Annotated in this window: 16 protein-coding genes; 7 read left to right on the top strand and 9 right to left on the bottom strand. The window is 60.3% G+C overall.

The features are described 5' to 3' along the window. Positions 1 to 112 precede the first annotated feature (112 nt). A complete protein-coding gene (locus DD235_RS14345; RefSeq protein ID WP_109062794.1) occupies positions 113 to 1276 on the bottom strand; it encodes a YeiH family protein in 1164 nt (387 codons plus the stop codon). Between the two features lie 114 nt (positions 1277 to 1390). On the opposite strand from DD235_RS14345, the gene DD235_RS14340 reads away from it, so the two are divergent. Genes DD235_RS14340 through DD235_RS14325 form a run of 4 tightly spaced genes read left to right on the top strand, consistent with a single transcriptional unit; the run spans position 1391 to position 3667 of the window. Further along, positions 1391 to 2428 carry a LysR substrate-binding domain-containing protein gene (locus DD235_RS14340; protein ID WP_109062793.1) on the top strand — a complete coding sequence of 346 codons (1038 nt, stop codon included), beginning with the start codon at positions 1391 to 1393 and terminating at the stop codon, positions 2426 to 2428. A gap of 13 nt (positions 2429 to 2441) precedes the next feature. Next, on the top strand, positions 2442 to 2945 hold the full coding sequence (locus tag DD235_RS14335; RefSeq protein WP_109062939.1) for a GNAT family N-acetyltransferase: 504 nt from the start codon (positions 2442 to 2444) through the stop codon (positions 2943 to 2945). A gap of 36 nt (positions 2946 to 2981) precedes the next feature. After that, complete coding sequence (locus tag DD235_RS14330) at positions 2982 to 3434, top strand: hypothetical protein (RefSeq protein ID WP_109062792.1); 453 nt, start codon at positions 2982 to 2984, stop codon at positions 3432 to 3434. Next, complete coding sequence (locus tag DD235_RS14325; protein ID WP_239990167.1) at positions 3431 to 3667, top strand: hypothetical protein; 237 nt, start codon at positions 3431 to 3433, stop codon at positions 3665 to 3667. The genes DD235_RS14330 and DD235_RS14325 overlap by 4 nt, the downstream gene beginning before the upstream one ends. Here DD235_RS14325 and DD235_RS14320 read toward each other — a convergent pair. The 5 genes from DD235_RS14320 to DD235_RS14300 all read right to left on the bottom strand — a co-directional run bounded on the left by DD235_RS14320 (position 3603) and on the right by DD235_RS14300 (position 8648). Next, complete coding sequence (locus DD235_RS14320; protein WP_109062937.1) at positions 3603 to 4415, bottom strand: FadR/GntR family transcriptional regulator; 813 nt, start codon at positions 4413 to 4415, stop codon at positions 3603 to 3605. The two genes, DD235_RS14325 and DD235_RS14320, sit on opposite strands and share 65 nt — an antisense overlap. A 173-nt stretch (positions 4416 to 4588) precedes the next feature. Then, positions 4589 to 5866, bottom strand: a complete 1278-nt coding sequence (locus tag DD235_RS14315) for a TRAP transporter large permease (RefSeq protein WP_109062936.1) — start codon at positions 5864 to 5866, stop codon at positions 4589 to 4591. After that, positions 5866 to 6384 (bottom strand): TRAP transporter small permease, encoded by a 519-nt coding sequence (locus tag DD235_RS14310; RefSeq protein ID WP_109062791.1) that lies wholly within the window; start codon positions 6382 to 6384, stop codon positions 5866 to 5868. The genes DD235_RS14315 and DD235_RS14310 overlap by 1 nt, the downstream gene beginning before the upstream one ends. Positions 6385 to 6407: 23 nt before the next feature. Then, positions 6408 to 7415 (bottom strand): TRAP transporter substrate-binding protein, encoded by a 1008-nt coding sequence (locus DD235_RS14305; protein WP_109062790.1) that lies wholly within the window; start codon positions 7413 to 7415, stop codon positions 6408 to 6410. Positions 7416 to 7520: 105 nt separating this feature from the next. After that, positions 7521 to 8648 (bottom strand): mandelate racemase/muconate lactonizing enzyme family protein, encoded by a 1128-nt coding sequence (locus DD235_RS14300; protein WP_109062789.1) that lies wholly within the window; start codon positions 8646 to 8648, stop codon positions 7521 to 7523. 260 nt (positions 8649 to 8908) lie between these two features. Between DD235_RS14300 and kdgD the strand changes: the two genes are divergently transcribed. Then, entirely contained in the window at positions 8909 to 9823 is a 915-nt protein-coding gene (kdgD, locus tag DD235_RS14295; RefSeq protein WP_109062788.1) for a 5-dehydro-4-deoxyglucarate dehydratase, read from the top strand. Between the two features lie 26 nt (positions 9824 to 9849). Then, positions 9850 to 11430, top strand: coding sequence for an aldehyde dehydrogenase (NADP(+)) (locus DD235_RS14290; protein ID WP_109062787.1), 1581 nt, complete (start codon positions 9850 to 9852; stop codon positions 11428 to 11430). Positions 11431 to 11515: 85 nt separating this feature from the next. Here the strand turns inward: DD235_RS14290 and DD235_RS14285 are convergent, their stop codons facing one another. The 3 genes from DD235_RS14285 to DD235_RS14275 all read right to left on the bottom strand — a co-directional run bounded on the left by DD235_RS14285 (position 11516) and on the right by DD235_RS14275 (position 13664). Further along, on the bottom strand, positions 11516 to 12370 hold the full coding sequence (locus DD235_RS14285; RefSeq protein WP_109062935.1) for a prohibitin family protein: 855 nt from the start codon (positions 12368 to 12370) through the stop codon (positions 11516 to 11518). A gap of 356 nt (positions 12371 to 12726) precedes the next feature. Beyond that, positions 12727 to 13152 carry an organic hydroperoxide resistance protein gene (locus tag DD235_RS14280; RefSeq protein WP_109062786.1) on the bottom strand — a complete coding sequence of 142 codons (426 nt, stop codon included), beginning with the start codon at positions 13150 to 13152 and terminating at the stop codon, positions 12727 to 12729. 32 nt (positions 13153 to 13184) lie between these two features. Then, on the bottom strand, positions 13185 to 13664 hold the full coding sequence (locus DD235_RS14275; protein ID WP_109062785.1) for a MarR family winged helix-turn-helix transcriptional regulator: 480 nt from the start codon (positions 13662 to 13664) through the stop codon (positions 13185 to 13187). Between the two features lie 110 nt (positions 13665 to 13774). On the opposite strand from DD235_RS14275, the gene DD235_RS14270 reads away from it, so the two are divergent. Further along, entirely contained in the window at positions 13775 to 15274 is a 1500-nt protein-coding gene (locus DD235_RS14270; RefSeq protein WP_109062934.1) for an AMP nucleosidase, read from the top strand. Positions 15275 to 15300 lie beyond the last annotated feature (26 nt).

The raw sequence follows: 15300 nt of genomic DNA, 5'->3' as shown, positions 1-15300 counted from the left end.
TGTTGTATTTACAAAAGGAGCCTCGCCATGCGTGCTGCCGCCATCAATCATTGAATACGATTTCATTGTCTTGTCTACCATGACTTGGGACGGCTACTGTGCCGCTTTTGTCCTAGTCGACCAGCACACCCCCCACCAGTATGCCGCCGCCGACCAGCCAGCCGAACAGCAGGGCCGCCAGCAGAATGGGGCGCCAGCCAGCTTGCCGGATGACTGACAGGCGGGTGGTACAGCCCAGGGCGGCCATGGCAGCCGCCAGGCAGAAGGTATCCAGTTGGTGCGCGCCTTGCAGAACCACAACCGGCACGGGCAGCCATGAGTTGAGCCCTGCGGCCAGCAGGAAGCCGAAAGCGAACCAGGGAATGACGATGCGGCCTGGTGTGTGTGCCGCATCTGACGTGCGCGGCGACAGCACGCGGGCGACATAGAGCGATAGGCCGATCAGGAAAGGGGCGAGCATCATGACGCGGACCATCTTCGAGACCACGGCGAGATAGGCCGCCTCTTCGCCGATGGATTGGCCGGCGGCCACGACCTGCGCGACCTCGTGGATGGTGGCACCGGTGAACAGGCCGAACCAGCCCGCAGACCAGTCGAACAGCATATAGCGCAGATTGAGCTGATAAAGCTGGGGATACAGGAAAAGTGCCAGCGTGCCGAACAGTACGACCGTTGAAATGGCCACCGTGACCTGGTCAGGCCGGGCCTGCAGGACGGGGGCCGTGGCGATGACGGCTGCCGCGCCGCAGATCGAGCTGCCTGCGCCGATCAGCATGCTGGTGCGCTCGTCCAGCTTGAACAGCCGGGTGCCCAGTATCCAGGCCAGCATGAAGGTGCTGCCGAGCATGATGGCATCGAAGAGGACGCCTTGCCAACCAATGCTGCCGATATCCTGCAGCGTCAGTCGCAAACCGTACAGGACGATGCCCAGCCGCAGCAGAATCTGCTTGCTGAAACCCAGACCCTCCTGTGTCGCGGCATCGAAGCGGCCCAGCAACGGACCTGCCAGCAGGCCCAGGGCGAGTGCCAGTGTCAGGGTCCCCAGCCCATGTGCCTGCAGCCAGGGATGCTGGGCAATCCACATGGCGGCCAGTGCCAGACTGCCCGCCAGAATCAGGCCGGGCAGTCTGGCGCGAAGGCGGTGTGGCCAGTTGGAGAGCCGCTGGGCACTTGACCCTGCTGTGGTGTGGTGGACGTTTGCCTGCCCGGCATCGGGCCTGCCGGTCAGCGATGGAATCGGGGCACTATGATCAGGCGGAATGGGCAGCGACTGCATGGCGGTACACACGGCAAGAGAGATGCGTGGTAGTGTGAGGCCGCCATGTCTATCTGTAAAACGGGTTATATGGTTATATCCTATTGGAATAAACGATAAAGAAGGATGCCCGTCATGCATCTCACGCTGCGTCAGCTGGAAATCTTCATTGCCGTGGCCGACTGCGGCAGCACGTCTGCTGCGGCGACGCATATTGCCTTGTCACAGTCGGCTATCAGTGGTGCGCTCAACGAGTTCGAGTCGCTGCTGGGCATTCGTCTGTTCGACCGTGCCGGCAAGCGGCTGGTGATCAACGAGACCGGGCGTGCCTTGCTGCCTCAGGCCAGGGTTACGCTGGAGTCTGCGCGCCAGATCGAGCGCCAGTTCGGTGTCGGCTTGCCTGTGTCTGCGCAGGTTCAGGCTCCCGTGTCGATTCGGTTGGGGGCCAGCACGACCATCGGCAATTATCTCGTGCCAGGCATGGTGGCGGCCTATCTGAGGGCTGCGCCGCTGGCCCGCGTCGAGGTGGAAATCGGCAATACCCGCGATGTGGCGTCGGCAGTGGCACGGATGGAAGTGGATCTGGGGTTGATAGAAGGCCCCTGCCATGAGCCGGATCTGCATGTCGAGCACTGGATGGACGATGAGATGGTCATCGTGGCTGCGCCTGATTATCTTTGGCCAAGGGAACCCGCTCATGACACACAGGATGATGAGGAGACTGTGCATGTCAGACCGGCTGTGTTGCCCGATAGCGAGGGCGGTGTGGTGCCTGAGCAACCCATTACGCCCACGGTGTTGCGCCAGGCCTGCTGGCTGTTGCGCGAGCAGGGCTCGGGCACGCGCGAGACGGTCGAACAGGCACTGCTGCCACACCTGGATCACTTTGAGAGCGCGATGTACCTGGGCAGTTCGGAAGCCATCAAGCAGGCCGCAGCCGCAGGCCTGGGCGTGACCTGCCTGTCGCGGGCGGCCGTGCAGGATTTCGTGGCGGCCGGACGCCTGGTGATATTGCACACGGCCCTGCCCCGGATCGAGCGTCGTTTCTACCTGATTCGCCATCGTGCCCGCATCCTGTCGCCAGCCTTGTCACAGTTCATCGGCATGCGCAGTCCAGGCGTGGAAAATGGTGATGGACAGCCGCCGTTGGCAGCGCAACAATCTGCACTTTGACCGGAGCGGCAAGATGCAGATACGCGATGCACAGGCCGGCGATGCCGCAGGGATCGCCGCCATCTACAACTACGCAGTCACGGATACGCTGGCGATCTGGAACGAGCGAACGGTGGACGCCAGCGACCGTGTCGCCTGGATCGCAGCGCGGCAGGCGCAGGGCTATCCGGTGCTGGTTGCGGTCGATGAGACGGGCGGCATCCTGGGCTATGCCTCATTCGGTGACTGGCGCGCCTTCGAAGGTTTTCGCCATACCGTCGAGCATTCGGTATACGTGCGTCCGGACTGTCATGGCAAGGGACTGGGGCGGGCGCTGCTGACAGCGCTGATCGTGCGGGCCCGAGAGGCCGGAAAACATGTGATGGTCGCTGGCATCGAGGCTGGCAACGAGGCATCCATCCGCCTGCACAGGGCCTGCGGTTTTGTGCAGACGGCGTTGATGCCACAGGTCGGAACCAAGTTTGGCCGCTGGCTGGATCTGGCGTTCTTGCAGTTGATGCTGGGTGAGGGAAAATAGTGGCGTTCGCAATGTCGCTGATCATAGGTATGTCGCATGAAAGAAATCCCCCTTGGCGATCTTGATTTGGCCGTCGTGTCGCACAAAGACGGTGTGCCCCGTTGTGTCGTAACGTTGCCAACGGGCGCGGTGACGACGGTCTTGTTCGGGCGACAACTGGATGCTTGTGTCGCGACGCCACTGCATTACATACTCTTTCTGAGTAATGACCTTATCTACGATGAACGCTTGCACATCTACCTTGTGGACACCCAGGCTACGGTGCTCGATCAGGCCAGGCTGGGAGCCTTGGATACGGCAGCTTTTTTGAGCGAGCTGACGATGGATTCGGCAGAGCGTATCCAGTTCAGTTTCTTTGGTGGGGATTGTTGGGAAATATTGCTCCACGAAACGCCCAGATCAGTGTGGAACTCACTCTTTAGTGGTTCACCGTGGGTGTGGCGTCCGCGGTTGCGCCGGCGTTATTTCGATCTGCGGAGTGTCGAATGAAACCTGTCGCACGTCGCGTCTGCTTCTACCTGGTCAGTAGCATGCTGTGCGGCTTGGTTCTGTATATCAACGTGACCACGCTGTGGGAGTCCTATGGCAATGTTCCGCCTTATTATGGCAGGACCACCAATATGGACAAGTGGACCAGTCCCTGGCCGGTGCTGGCCATCATCGATGTGTTGGCTGTGCTGCTGTATCTTGGTATTCGCCGTTGTTTGAGCCAGAAGGTGTGACTCCTGCCTGCTGCTCGGCCAGTACTTCCCTCACGGTACGCAAGCGTTCACGGCTGTTGCTGAGGTGAGTGCGCATGGCGGCCCTGGCTGACTCTGCATCCTGCCGTTCTATGGCACCCAGTACGACCAGGTGCTCGCCGTGGATCTGGCGCAGGTATTCATGTTGTTGCTGGGGCGTGCGGCGAACGGCGTCGACACGGTTGCGAGGAATGATGGCTGCCCCCAACTGTTTGAGCACGTCTGCAAAATAGCGATTGCCAGTCGCTGTGGCAATGGCAGTATGAAAAGCGATGTCGGCTTTGACGTTGCTTTCGTTGCGAAGATCCGAGGTGACATCGAATTGCTCGAGTGCTGCGCGCATGGCATGGATGTCGTCGGCTGTCCGGCGGTGTGCCGCCAGTCCGGCGGCCTCTGATTCGATGCTGATCCGGAATTCCAGGATCGACATGACATCAAGCAGCGTGACAAGGTTGCAGTCCAGACTGATGTCGCTGGAGGGTGAAGCCGGTATGTCCAGCACGAATGTGCCCACGCCATGACGGGTTTCGACAAGTCGCGCGGCCTGCAGTTGGGAGATGGCTTCGCGCACGACTGTACGACTGACGCCTTCTCTCTGCATCAGCTCGGCCTCGGGAGGCAGCTTGCTGCCTGGCAGGAATTCCCCCTCGCGAATTTGCTGGGTCAGAGACAGGACAACTTCCTGTGTCAGGCTGCGGCCTCGTTTGCGTGGTGCGCTGTCGGTGCTCATGGTCGGAGGGTGGATCTGTGTGCTGAATACGAAAAAGGCGGCGGCCTGGAATTGACTGAAAAATGCATATCGGGTGCCCAAGTCCGTATATTAAGTCATCCTACGACATGTCAACAGACAGAGCGTTCTGCCTGACAGGGCAGGCAGAACGCTCCATGGGTTGTAGATGATGGTCAGCTCATCCAGTGCAGAGGGGCCAGTACGATTTGAGGGAACAGGATCAGCATCGTCAGCAACACCAGTTGTGCCAGCAGGAAGGGCCACATGCCTTGCAGCACGCCGCCCATGGTGGTTTTGCCGACGCTTGCCGCTGCCGCCAGCACAGTGCCGACCGGTGGTGTCAGCAAGCCGATGCTGAGGTTGATGATGAAGATGATGCCGAAATACACAGGGTCAATGCCGGCTTGTGTGATGACTGGCATCAGTACCGGTGTGAGTATCAGAATCACGGGCGCGAGGTCCATGGTCATGCTGATGACCAGGACGATCAGGTTGATCAGCAACAGCAGCAGCAACGGGCTGTCGGTCATACCACTGAGCATGTCGGCCACCAGCATGGGGATGTCTGCCATGGTCATCATCCAGGCACTGACGGAGGAGGCAGCCACCAGCAGCATGATGATGCTGGTCATGCGGGCAGCCGCCACAAAGACATGGAACAGGTCCGCCAGACTGAGCTCGCGATAGACCACGACGCTGACGAACAGTGCATAGAACGCGGCCACCACACCCGCCTCGGTGGGGGTGAAGATGCCGAAGCGCAGGCCACCGACGATGATGACCGGCAGCAGGAGTGCCCAGCCGGCCTGACGCAGGGCGCGCAGCATGTCACCCAGGCTTTGCCGGGGCAGCGGTTGTTGCTCGCTGCGTCTGGACACCAGCCACCAGGTGACAATCAGAGCCAGCCCCATCAGCAGGCCGGGCACGACACCGGCCAGAAACAGCTTGGAAATGGATACCCCGCTGGTAACGCCAAACAGGATCAGTGGAATGCTGGGCGGAATCACGCCGGCAATGACGCCTCCGGAGGCAATCAGTCCGGTAGATCGGTTTCGGTCATAGCCGGCCCGCAGCATCAGCGGGATCAGCACGGCCCCCAAGGCGACCGTATCGGCGACGGCAGAGCCTGATAAGGAAGCAAAGATGATCGCAGCAATGATGGCGACATAGCCCATGCCGCCCTGGCGATGTCCTACCAGCGATAGACCCAGGTCGATAATGCGCCGGGTAATGCCGCCGGCATTCATCAGTTCACCCGCCAGGATGAAGAAGGGGATGGCCATCAGGGAAAAATTATTGGCACCACTGACCAGGTTTTCCGCCACGACCTGCACACTGAACATATCCAGCTGAAACATCAGGGCCACACTGGCGACAATCAGCGAAAGGGCAATGGGGACACCCAGCGCGATCGGTACGAACAGCGCGATTACAAACACCAGCAGTTCGATCATGCTGCATTCTCCTGGTCATCGTGTGCGTTCTGGCTCGCGTTCCAGATACGCCACAGGTCACGGCAGGTGATCAGGGCTATGGAGACGGCCATCAGCAGGCTGCCGGCAAACAGCAGCCAGAGCGGAAACCCCGTGACCGGGCCACGGGATTGCAGATTGATGATGGCCAGCTCCCAACTGCCCCACGCCAATATCGCCAAGACAGCCAGGGACAGCAGGCAGGCCAGGATGCGGGCCGCACGGCGGGCACCCGGTGCCAGGCGCAGGACAAACATATCGACCGAAATGTGCTTGCCCAGCATGGCAGCATTGACCGAGCCAAAAAAGATCATGAATACGAAGAAATAGCGTGACATTTCTTCAGACCAGGTGATCCCGGAATTGAACGCGTAGCGCAGGACGACATTGGCGAACACCAGGACGGTCATGGCGGCCAGGCAGATTGCCATGCAACCGCCCAGCACCGTGTCCAGCCGACGAGCCGCAGCCCGTTGATGTGAGGATGTATTGAGCATGACGGAGATCCGTTGAGACAGGCTTATGGTTGTGTGGCGACTGTCTTGATCTGTTCAACGATGGCCTCTGCGCCGGGGCGTGCCGTATAGAAACGGCGGTATGAGTCCTGCACGGCAGCCTGGAGTTCGGCATGGAAAGCAGGGCTGGGAACGATGATTTCCACATTCTCGGCCTGCAACTTGTCTTTGATCTCGGACTCTTGCGCGACCAGCAACTCCCATTCACGGGCGGTGGATGCCTGTATGGCATCGCGAACTATCTTTTGCTGCTCGGGTGTCAGTTTGTCCCAGACTTTGCCGTTGGCGACATACAGATTGGGTGTGAAGACGTGGTTGGACTCCAGGACGTGATGTGTCAGCTCATGCCATTTGGCGGCATACAGGTTGGGGTAGGGGTTTTCTACGCCATCGACCACCTTTTGCTCAAGGGCTCCAAAGACTTCATTGATGGGAAGTGGCGTGACGTTGGCACCCAGGGCCTGGCCAATGGCCACCATGTTCTCGATGCCGGGAAAGCGCAGGCGCAGTCCTTTGAAGTCTGACATCTGCTGGATGGGCTTGTTGCTGGCGATTACCCGGAAACCCTGAACACCCCAACCCAGGAACTCCAGACCCAGTTTGTCGCGGAAATCCGCCACCAGACTGGTGCCGATATCGCCGCGCAGCACGTTGGCGGCATGGTTGTAGTTGGTAAAGAGAAAAGGTTGCTGCACGATGCCGACGTAGTCGACTTCGTTTTCCATGATGTTGCCGATCACGGCAATATCCAGTGTGCCCCCGCGGACTGCGTTATACAGGCGTTCGTCACCGCCCAGCGTGCCGTTGGTGTAGATCCGGACCTTCAGTTCACCCGCAGAGCCGGTTTCGACGGCGGGCTTGAAGACTTCACGCAATGCAATGTTGACGGGATGGCTGTCCGGAAAGAAATTGGCGATCTTGAGGGTGGTGCTGGCGAGTGCCGTGGTAGCCGTCAGGCTCAGGCCGATAGCAGTCAGGCTGGCTGCCAGCCACGAGGGGAAGCGCTGGGTCATGATTGTGTCTCCGGTTTGTTATCGCGGGCACCGGATTGGCCGGCACCAGAAAATCTTGTTTTTTATGGGGTAATGCTTGCCAGTGGGCTGGCGGTGTCAGTGGTTTCAGGGGCGGTTCAGTTGTTGCCGTGCCAGGGTATGTGCCTCCATGACATGCGGATCTGGCATAAAGCCCAATCCGGGTGCTGTGGGTAATTGCATGACGGGCTCAAACGCCATCCAGTTGTGCAGTGGTGCCTGAAATGCCAGGAAAGGCACTTCCAGAGGGGTGCCTTGCGGCAGGGTTGCTACGACGTGAGCAGTGGCAAGCAGGCCAGGGCCAAAGTAAAAACAGTGCGGCACAACCTGTATCTGCATGGCGGCCGCCAGTTTCAGTACGGCTTGTATGCCGGTGATGCCGCCGATCTTCGCGACGCTGGGTTGTGCGATATCGATGGCTCCACCCTGCATGAGTTGCAGCAAGCCATTGACGCCACTGGCGTTTTCGCCGGCGGCGATGCGCATGCCTGTCGTGGTGCGCAGTCGCGCCAGGCCGGCGATGTCGTCAGGTGGCCACAAGGGTTCTTCAAGCCATCCCATGCCGCGTGCTTTCAAGTGCCGGGCGGCCTGTTCTGCTGCCAGGGCATCCCAGGGGCAGTTCACATCGACCATCAGTTCGACGCCCGCCTGCAATGCATCCAGCGCTGCATCCATGGCAGGCAGGCTGGTTTCGTGCAATTTGATCTGTTGATAGCCCAGCGCCTGTACCCGGCGTACCTGGTAGGCGACTTCGTCGGGATCGACGTAGGCGGGCAGGCTCGGGTAGGCGGGGATGGCTGTCTGCTGGCTGCCCAATAGCTGGTGCAAGGGCAGACCTGCGCGCTGGGCGGCAATGTCCCACAATGCAATGTCGATGCCGGACAAGGCGTATACAAACGGCCCGCTCTGACCAAATGCATGGAACGCACGACTGGCCTGCTGCTGCAAGCTGACAGGATCAGTTCCTGCAAGCGTGAGGAAGTAGGGGCCCACCACGTCCGACAGGGCCGCCCAGGTGGCCGGGTTGGCTTTGTGCCCAAACGCTTCGCCCCATCCGGTCAATCCGTCGGATGTCGTGATTTCGATTATGAGGCATTCCATGCCTTCTGCACGGGCGGTGGCCATGTTGTACGGATCGTGTGTCTGCAACTCGCGCCGGCGGGCAGTTTCGTAGGGGACTCGCACACGGTGCAGGCAGATTGATTCGATATCCACGCCAAGCCTTCCTGTTAAGTACGTTCATACACGGGTGTTTTTATTCTAGATTAGTAGTACGACAACCTACAACAATGTGAGGTCATGGATATCCCTAGGTTTTGGGGAAATTATTTAATCAAGCTGATTTTTGCAGGATTTGTTTGGCGTAAAGGTGTTTTGTAGTCATTGTGGGCTTGCTTTTTCTATTTTGTCTTGTACGATGACGTACTTCTAGTGCGTTGTCGCACATCTTGTTCTGATGACTTTAGGAGAAAGCCGTGACTACCCCCCAGGAACTCAAAAGTATTCTTTCGCAAGGCCTGCTGTCTTTTCCGCTGACTGATTTTGACGAACAGGGCGATTTCAATGAAAAGGCCTATGCTGCTCGCCTCGAATGGCTGGCACCTTACGGGGCCAGTGCATTGTTCGCGGCAGGCGGCACAGGCGAGCTGTTTTCGATCAGTGGCGATGAGTACGGCACCATCATCCACACGGCGGTGCAAGCCGGTGCTGGCAAGGTGCCCATCCTGGCGGGGGTGGGTGGCCCGACGCGTACTGCGATTGCACAGGCCCAGGAGGCCGAACGCCTGGGGGCTCATGGCGTGCTGCTGCTGCCGCATTACCTGACCGAGGCCAGCCAGGAGGGTATCGCCGCCCATGTGGCGCAGGTCTGCAAGTCCGTAAAGATCGGTGTGGTTTTCTACAACCGGGCCAACTCCCGCCTCAGCGCGGAGTGGCTGTTGAAGCTGGCGGATGCGCATCCCAACCTGATCGGTTTCAAGGATGGCGTGGGTGATATCGAGCCCATGGTGCGTATCCGTCGCAAGCTGGGCGACCGCTTTACCTACCTGGGTGGCCTGCCGACAGCGGAAGTCTATGCCGCTGCATACAAGGCTATGGGTATTCCTGTCTATTCGTCGGCTGTCTTCAACTTCATTCCCAAGACCGCCATTGCGTTCTACAACGCGGTGGCCGCTGGAGATCATGCGACGACGGATCGCTTGATCGATGAGTTTTTCCTGCCCTACCTGGAAATCCGCAATCGCAAGCAAGGCTATGCCGTCAGTATCGTCAAGGCCGGTGCCCGCCTGGCAGGGCATTCTGCCGGCCCGGTTCGCGCGCCGTTGACCGATCTGGAAGAAGAAGAGGTGCAGGCGCTGAAGGCGTTGATGGACAATCTGGGCAGCCAGTAATCGCAGTTCTTTCTAAAGGATGGATGATGACAATTAGCGGCGCGATGTTGATTGGCAATCAGCGCGTCCATGGTGGGGCGGGCGGGCAGAAGGCCGCCAATCCTGCTACGGGCGAGACGTTGGAGCCAACATTTGGTTTTGGTGGGGCCGAGCATGTCGAACAGGCTGCGCGGTTGGCGCAGGCGGCATTCGATCCTTATCGGAATTTGCCACTGGCGCAACGCGCACAGTTCCTTGAAGAAATCGCCAGCCAGATCATGGCATTGGGTGATGAACTGCTGGCGCGTGCGCATGCCGAGACGGGCTTGCCGCTGGCACGCCTGCAGGGCGAACGTGGTCGGACGGTGGGGCAATTGCGCCTGTTTGCGCAGGTGGTGCGTGATGGGCGCTTTCTGGCAGCCAGCGTCGACCCTGCCTTGCCGGATCGCACGCCATTGCCGCGCAGTGATCTGCGGTTGGCAAAGGTGCCGCTGGGACCGGTTGCCGTGTTCGGGGCCAGTAATTTCCCACTGGCGTTTTCCGTGGCGGGTGGCGATACAGCGTCGGCCCTGGCCGCCGGCGCGCCGGTGATCGTCAAGGGGCACAATGCGCATCTGGGGACGTCGGAACTGGTCGGGCAGGCAATCGTGGCCGCCGCGCAAGCCACGGGGATGCCGGAAGGCGTGTTTTCCCTGTTGTTTGGTGCCGGTACGCAACTGGGCAGCGCCCTGGTGGCGCATCCTGCCATCAAGGCGGTGGGCTTTACCGGATCGCGGCAGGGCGGTCTGGCCCTGGTTCAGGTGGCACAGGCCCGGCCCGAACCGATCCCGGTCTATGCCGAAATGAGCAGCATCAACCCGGTGTTCCTGTTTCCGGGGGCGCTGTCGGCTCAGGCGGCGCAATTGGGCAAGGCGTTTGTCGATTCGCTGACACTGGGATGCGGTCAGTTTTGCACAAACCCAGGGCTCTTGATCGCCCAGGCCGGGCCTGCTCTGGATGCATTCCTGGCTGCGGCGGCTACTGCAATGGCCGAAAAACAGGCCGCCGTGATGCTGACCGAAGGCATACACCAGGCATACGAGAAAGGGGTGTCGCACCTGGCGGCGGCGGGCGTGCAGCCCGTCTCTGAAGGGCTGCCGTCGCAAGGCGTCAACACCGCCCAGGCCGTGCTGTTCACCACGACGGAAGCGCATTTCCTGGCGTCTGCCGCTCTGCGGGAGGAAGTATTCGGTCCGGCTGGCTTGCTGGTCAAGGTTGATTCAACCGAGGCTTTTGCACGCATTGCCGAGACGCTGGAAGGTCAGTTGACGGCAACCCTGTTCCTGGAGTCTGAAGACCATACGGTTGCGCAGTCACTGGTGCCCGTGCTGGAGCGCAAGGCGGGCAGGCTGCTGGTGAATGGCTTTCCGACCGGTGTCGAGGTGTCTCATGCCATGGTGCATGGCGGGCCTTTCCCGGCCACGTCCAATGCGGCATTTACGTCGGTGGGCGCGACGGCCATTGAGCGCTTCCTGAGACCGGTCTGCTATCAGGATTTCCCGGATGCGCTGCTGCCACAGGCATTGCAGCGGGCCAATCCGCTGGCGATTCCTCGCCTGGTCGATGGCGTGCCGGAGACCAACTGCTAAGTCTGCGGGCCTATGCCAGCGATACAAAACGGGCCGGAGGCACATTGCCTCCGGCCCGTTTTATGGTGAGGCGTTTGGCAAGCGCTTACTTCACCCCCAGAAACGGCACTGCCGATCCCGGTACCTGTGTCGTTGGCAACTGGCCGTCCCATTTCTCGACTGCCATCAGGTTGACCAGCCCCGTATTGGAGGCCAGGGCCTTGGCGCGTGCCTCGATGGCGGCCGCTTCGGCTTCGCCACGCAGCCGGATGCCGTCGGCTTCAGCCTGGAATTGCTGACGCTTGGCGTCGGCGTCGGCCTTGGCCTGCACAACCTTGATTTCGGCCTGGATTTCGGCGGTCTGTTTTTGCTGGCGCGTGGTTTCGATCTGGACCTGGGCCAGCATGCGCTGTTCGATGCTCTGCTCGTAGGCCTTGGAGAAGCCGACTTCCTCGACCTGCAGGCCCACGATCTGCACAGGGGCGTCGCGCATGGCCAGATTGACGGCCTGCAGGGCGTCAACGCCGAGTTTTTCGCGTTCCTGGATGGCGCGCACGGCGGTGAATTTGCCGAATACGTTCTTGACGGCATCGGGGGTGCGGCGCTCGATGACGCGGGCCTGCAAGGCTTCCAGTGTGCCGTATTCGCTGTAGAGATCGGCGACACGGTCTACCGGTACCCGGTAGGTGACCGATACTTGCATGGTGGCGGGTTGCTGGTCGAAAGAATAGGCTTCCAGCGGCATGACGACGTTGTGGTCGCGCACCGAGATAAAGCGTACGCTGTCCAGTACCGGCGTCTTGAAGCCGAGGCCGGGTTCGGCCACGTGCTGCAATGAGCCGTTGCGCAGCACGACGGCGCGTTCGCCCTGGTCGGTCTGGTAGAACGCGCTGAAGGCGCACAGGATGATGACGACGAACAGGCCTGCGGCCAGGACAAAGAAGCCGGCTTTGTTTTTCATGTTTTCAATCTTGGTTTGCATGGGAAATTACCTGTTTTTCCTGGACAGGAGTGCACGGATGCCGACGGCGATCAGATAGGCAACGACTGCGGCACCGACAATAATCAAGACGGTTCTCACGGTTTTTCCTGAGAATGAGGGCAGCCGTATTGGACCATAAAAGCGATGCCGAGAATGTAAGGATGGAATAATTCTCATCCTGCTCTATGCGCGTTCGCATGCAGGCGTAGCGGTGTGTACGAATGACATGAAAAAAAGGCGCTCTGGTCAGAGAGCGCCTTGATGTGGACGGGCTATTTGACTGCAAATCGTGACTGCAAAGCGGATATCACCCGCAGTCAGACGACATCATGCAATCAGGCCAGCGTCAGCGTGACGTCGATGTTGCCGCGCGTGGCGTTGGAGTAGGGGCAGACCACGTGTGCTTTTTGCAGCAGGTCTTCGCCGACAGCGCGGTCGATGCCCGGCAGGGAGACGTTCAGTTCAACCTGGATGCTGAAGCCGGTCGGGATCGGGCCGATGCCGACGCTGCCGGTAATCGACGTATCAGCGGGCAGGGCGACTTTTTCGCGACCAGCCACCAGGCGCAGCGCGCCCAGGAAGCATGCCGAATAGCCCGCGGCAAACAGTTGCTCGGGGTTGGTGCCTTCGGCACCGTTGCCTCCCAGTTCACGCGGCGTGGAGAGTTTGACGTCGAGCTGGTTGTCGGACGATACGGCACGGCCATCACGGCCGCCGGTGGCGGTGGCATGGGCGGTGTAGACGACTTTTTCGAGAGACATGGCAAGATTCCTTGGTGGGTGGGGAAAAGAGATCAATCCGGCGTGATATGTCGCGCCAGTCGTTCACGCAGGGCTTCGAGTTCCTGCTTGAGCGTATCCAGTTCGGTCGGTGCGCAGCCGGTGGCACAGACGGCCCCTTCGGGGACGCTGCGGGCGCGCTGTTGCATGGCACGTCCGGCATCGGTCAGGCCGATGCGTACCTGGCGTTCGTCTTCGCGATCGCGGGTACGGGTCACCAGTCCTGCGGCCTGGAGGCGCTTGAGCAACGGGGTAAGCGTTGCAGAGTCGAGGTGCAGGCGTGCGCCCAGTGCCGAGACGGTCAGGCCGTCGTGCTCCCACAGCACCAGCATGACCAGATACTGCGGATAGGTCAGGCCCAGCTCGGCCAGCAACGGACGGTAGACCTTGTTCATCGCCAGGTGCGCTGCGTAGAGGGCAAAGCACAGTTGCCCGTCGAGCCGGTAGGCTGCATCGGGCAGGGGCGTTGAAGAAGATACGGAGGCAGTGTTCATGTCGCCAATATATATCGTGCAATATTAAATAGCAAGCTACTTAATTTCATCTCAAAAATGACATGTCACGCGCCTACAATCGGCGCATATCCATCGTGCCAGAGAACCCCATGCCTGATTTCGACCATACCGTACGCCCCACCCGCCAGCCGCCATTCATGCCCTTCACGGGTTTCATGGAGGCCGAGGCCGCCGTGCAACGGCTGATCGAGATCTATGCGCGCAATACGGCTTTCATCCGCGATGCCTTCGGTACTTTCGTGCGCAGTCAGCAGATGCCGGATCATCGTGTGCGTGCCTGCTATCCGGCCATCCGCATTCGCGTCACGTCACACCAGGAAGTCGACAGTCGCCTCTCATATGGGCACGTGGTCGAACCGGGTGTCTACATGACCACGGTGACGCAGCCGGCACTCTATGCAGATTACCTGCGCGAGCAGATCGGCCTGCTGATCGACAACCATGGCGTGCCGGTGGAGATCGGTGAGTCGGATACGCCGATTCCATTGCATTTCACGCTGACCGATGGAGCCTATGTCGAGGGCGTCTATCCGGATGGCTCGGGCCATGTCTTGCGTGACCTGTTCGATGTGCCGGATCTGGCCGTCATGGACGATGCCATCGTCAACGGCACCTGGAAAGGGCGGCCGGACAGTCCCCGGCCACTGGGACCGTTCACGGCACCCAGGGTGGATTACTCTTTGCATCGCCTGCAGCACTACACCGCGACTGCGCCGCAGTATTTCCAGCATTTCGTCCTGTTCACCAATTATCAGTTCTATGTGGATGCCTTTTGCGCCTGGGCACGCGATACGCTGGCACGCGAAGAGGGGGGTTATACCGCCCTGGTGGAGCCCGGCAATGTGATTACGGTGGCAGGGGCTGATGCACAACCGCAGGGCGCTGCGCCGACACGGACGCCGCAGATGCCGTCTTATCACCTGCTGCGCGAGGGACACAGTGGCATTACGGTCGTCAACATCGGCGTTGGTCCGGCCAATGCCAAGACCATCACCGATCATGTGGCGGTGCTACGGCCATCGGCATGGCTGATGCTGGGCCATTGCGCCGGGCTGCGGACTACCCAGCGACTGGGTGACTATGTGCTGGCGCATGGCTATGTGCGCGAGGATCATGTGCTGGATGATGACCTGCCGACCTGGGTGCCGGTGCCGCCGCTGGCCGAGATCCAGGTGGCGCTGGAGCAGGCAGTGGCCGAGGTGTCGGGCGTCAGTGGCTGGGAACTCAAGCGGATCATGCGTACCGGCACCGTAGCCACGACCGATAATCGCAACTGGGAATTGCGCGATCACGACGAGCCAGTGCAACGCCTGTCGCAGTCACGGGCAATTGCGCTGGACATGGAGTCTGCCACCATCGCGGCCAACGGTTTCCGGTTCCGGGTGCCCTATGGCACGCTGTTGTGCGTGTCGGATAAGCCGCTGCATGGCGAACTGAAGCTGCCCGGTATGTCCAGTGAGTTCTATCGCACGCAGGTGGGCCAGCATTTGCATATCGGGATTCGTGCGCTGGAATTGCTGCGCGAGATGCCGGAGGCGCGGCTGCATTCACGCAAGCTGCGTAGCTTTCTGGAGACGGCGTTCAAATAAGCCGCACAGCCAGGCCTGCGGGTTAG

The organism is Corticimicrobacter populi, from assembly GCF_003123725.1.
In the GTDB taxonomy this organism is placed as follows: Bacteria; Pseudomonadota; Gammaproteobacteria; order Burkholderiales; family Burkholderiaceae_B; genus Corticimicrobacter; species Corticimicrobacter populi.
This window is presented reverse-complemented; position numbering and strand designations above follow the sequence as displayed.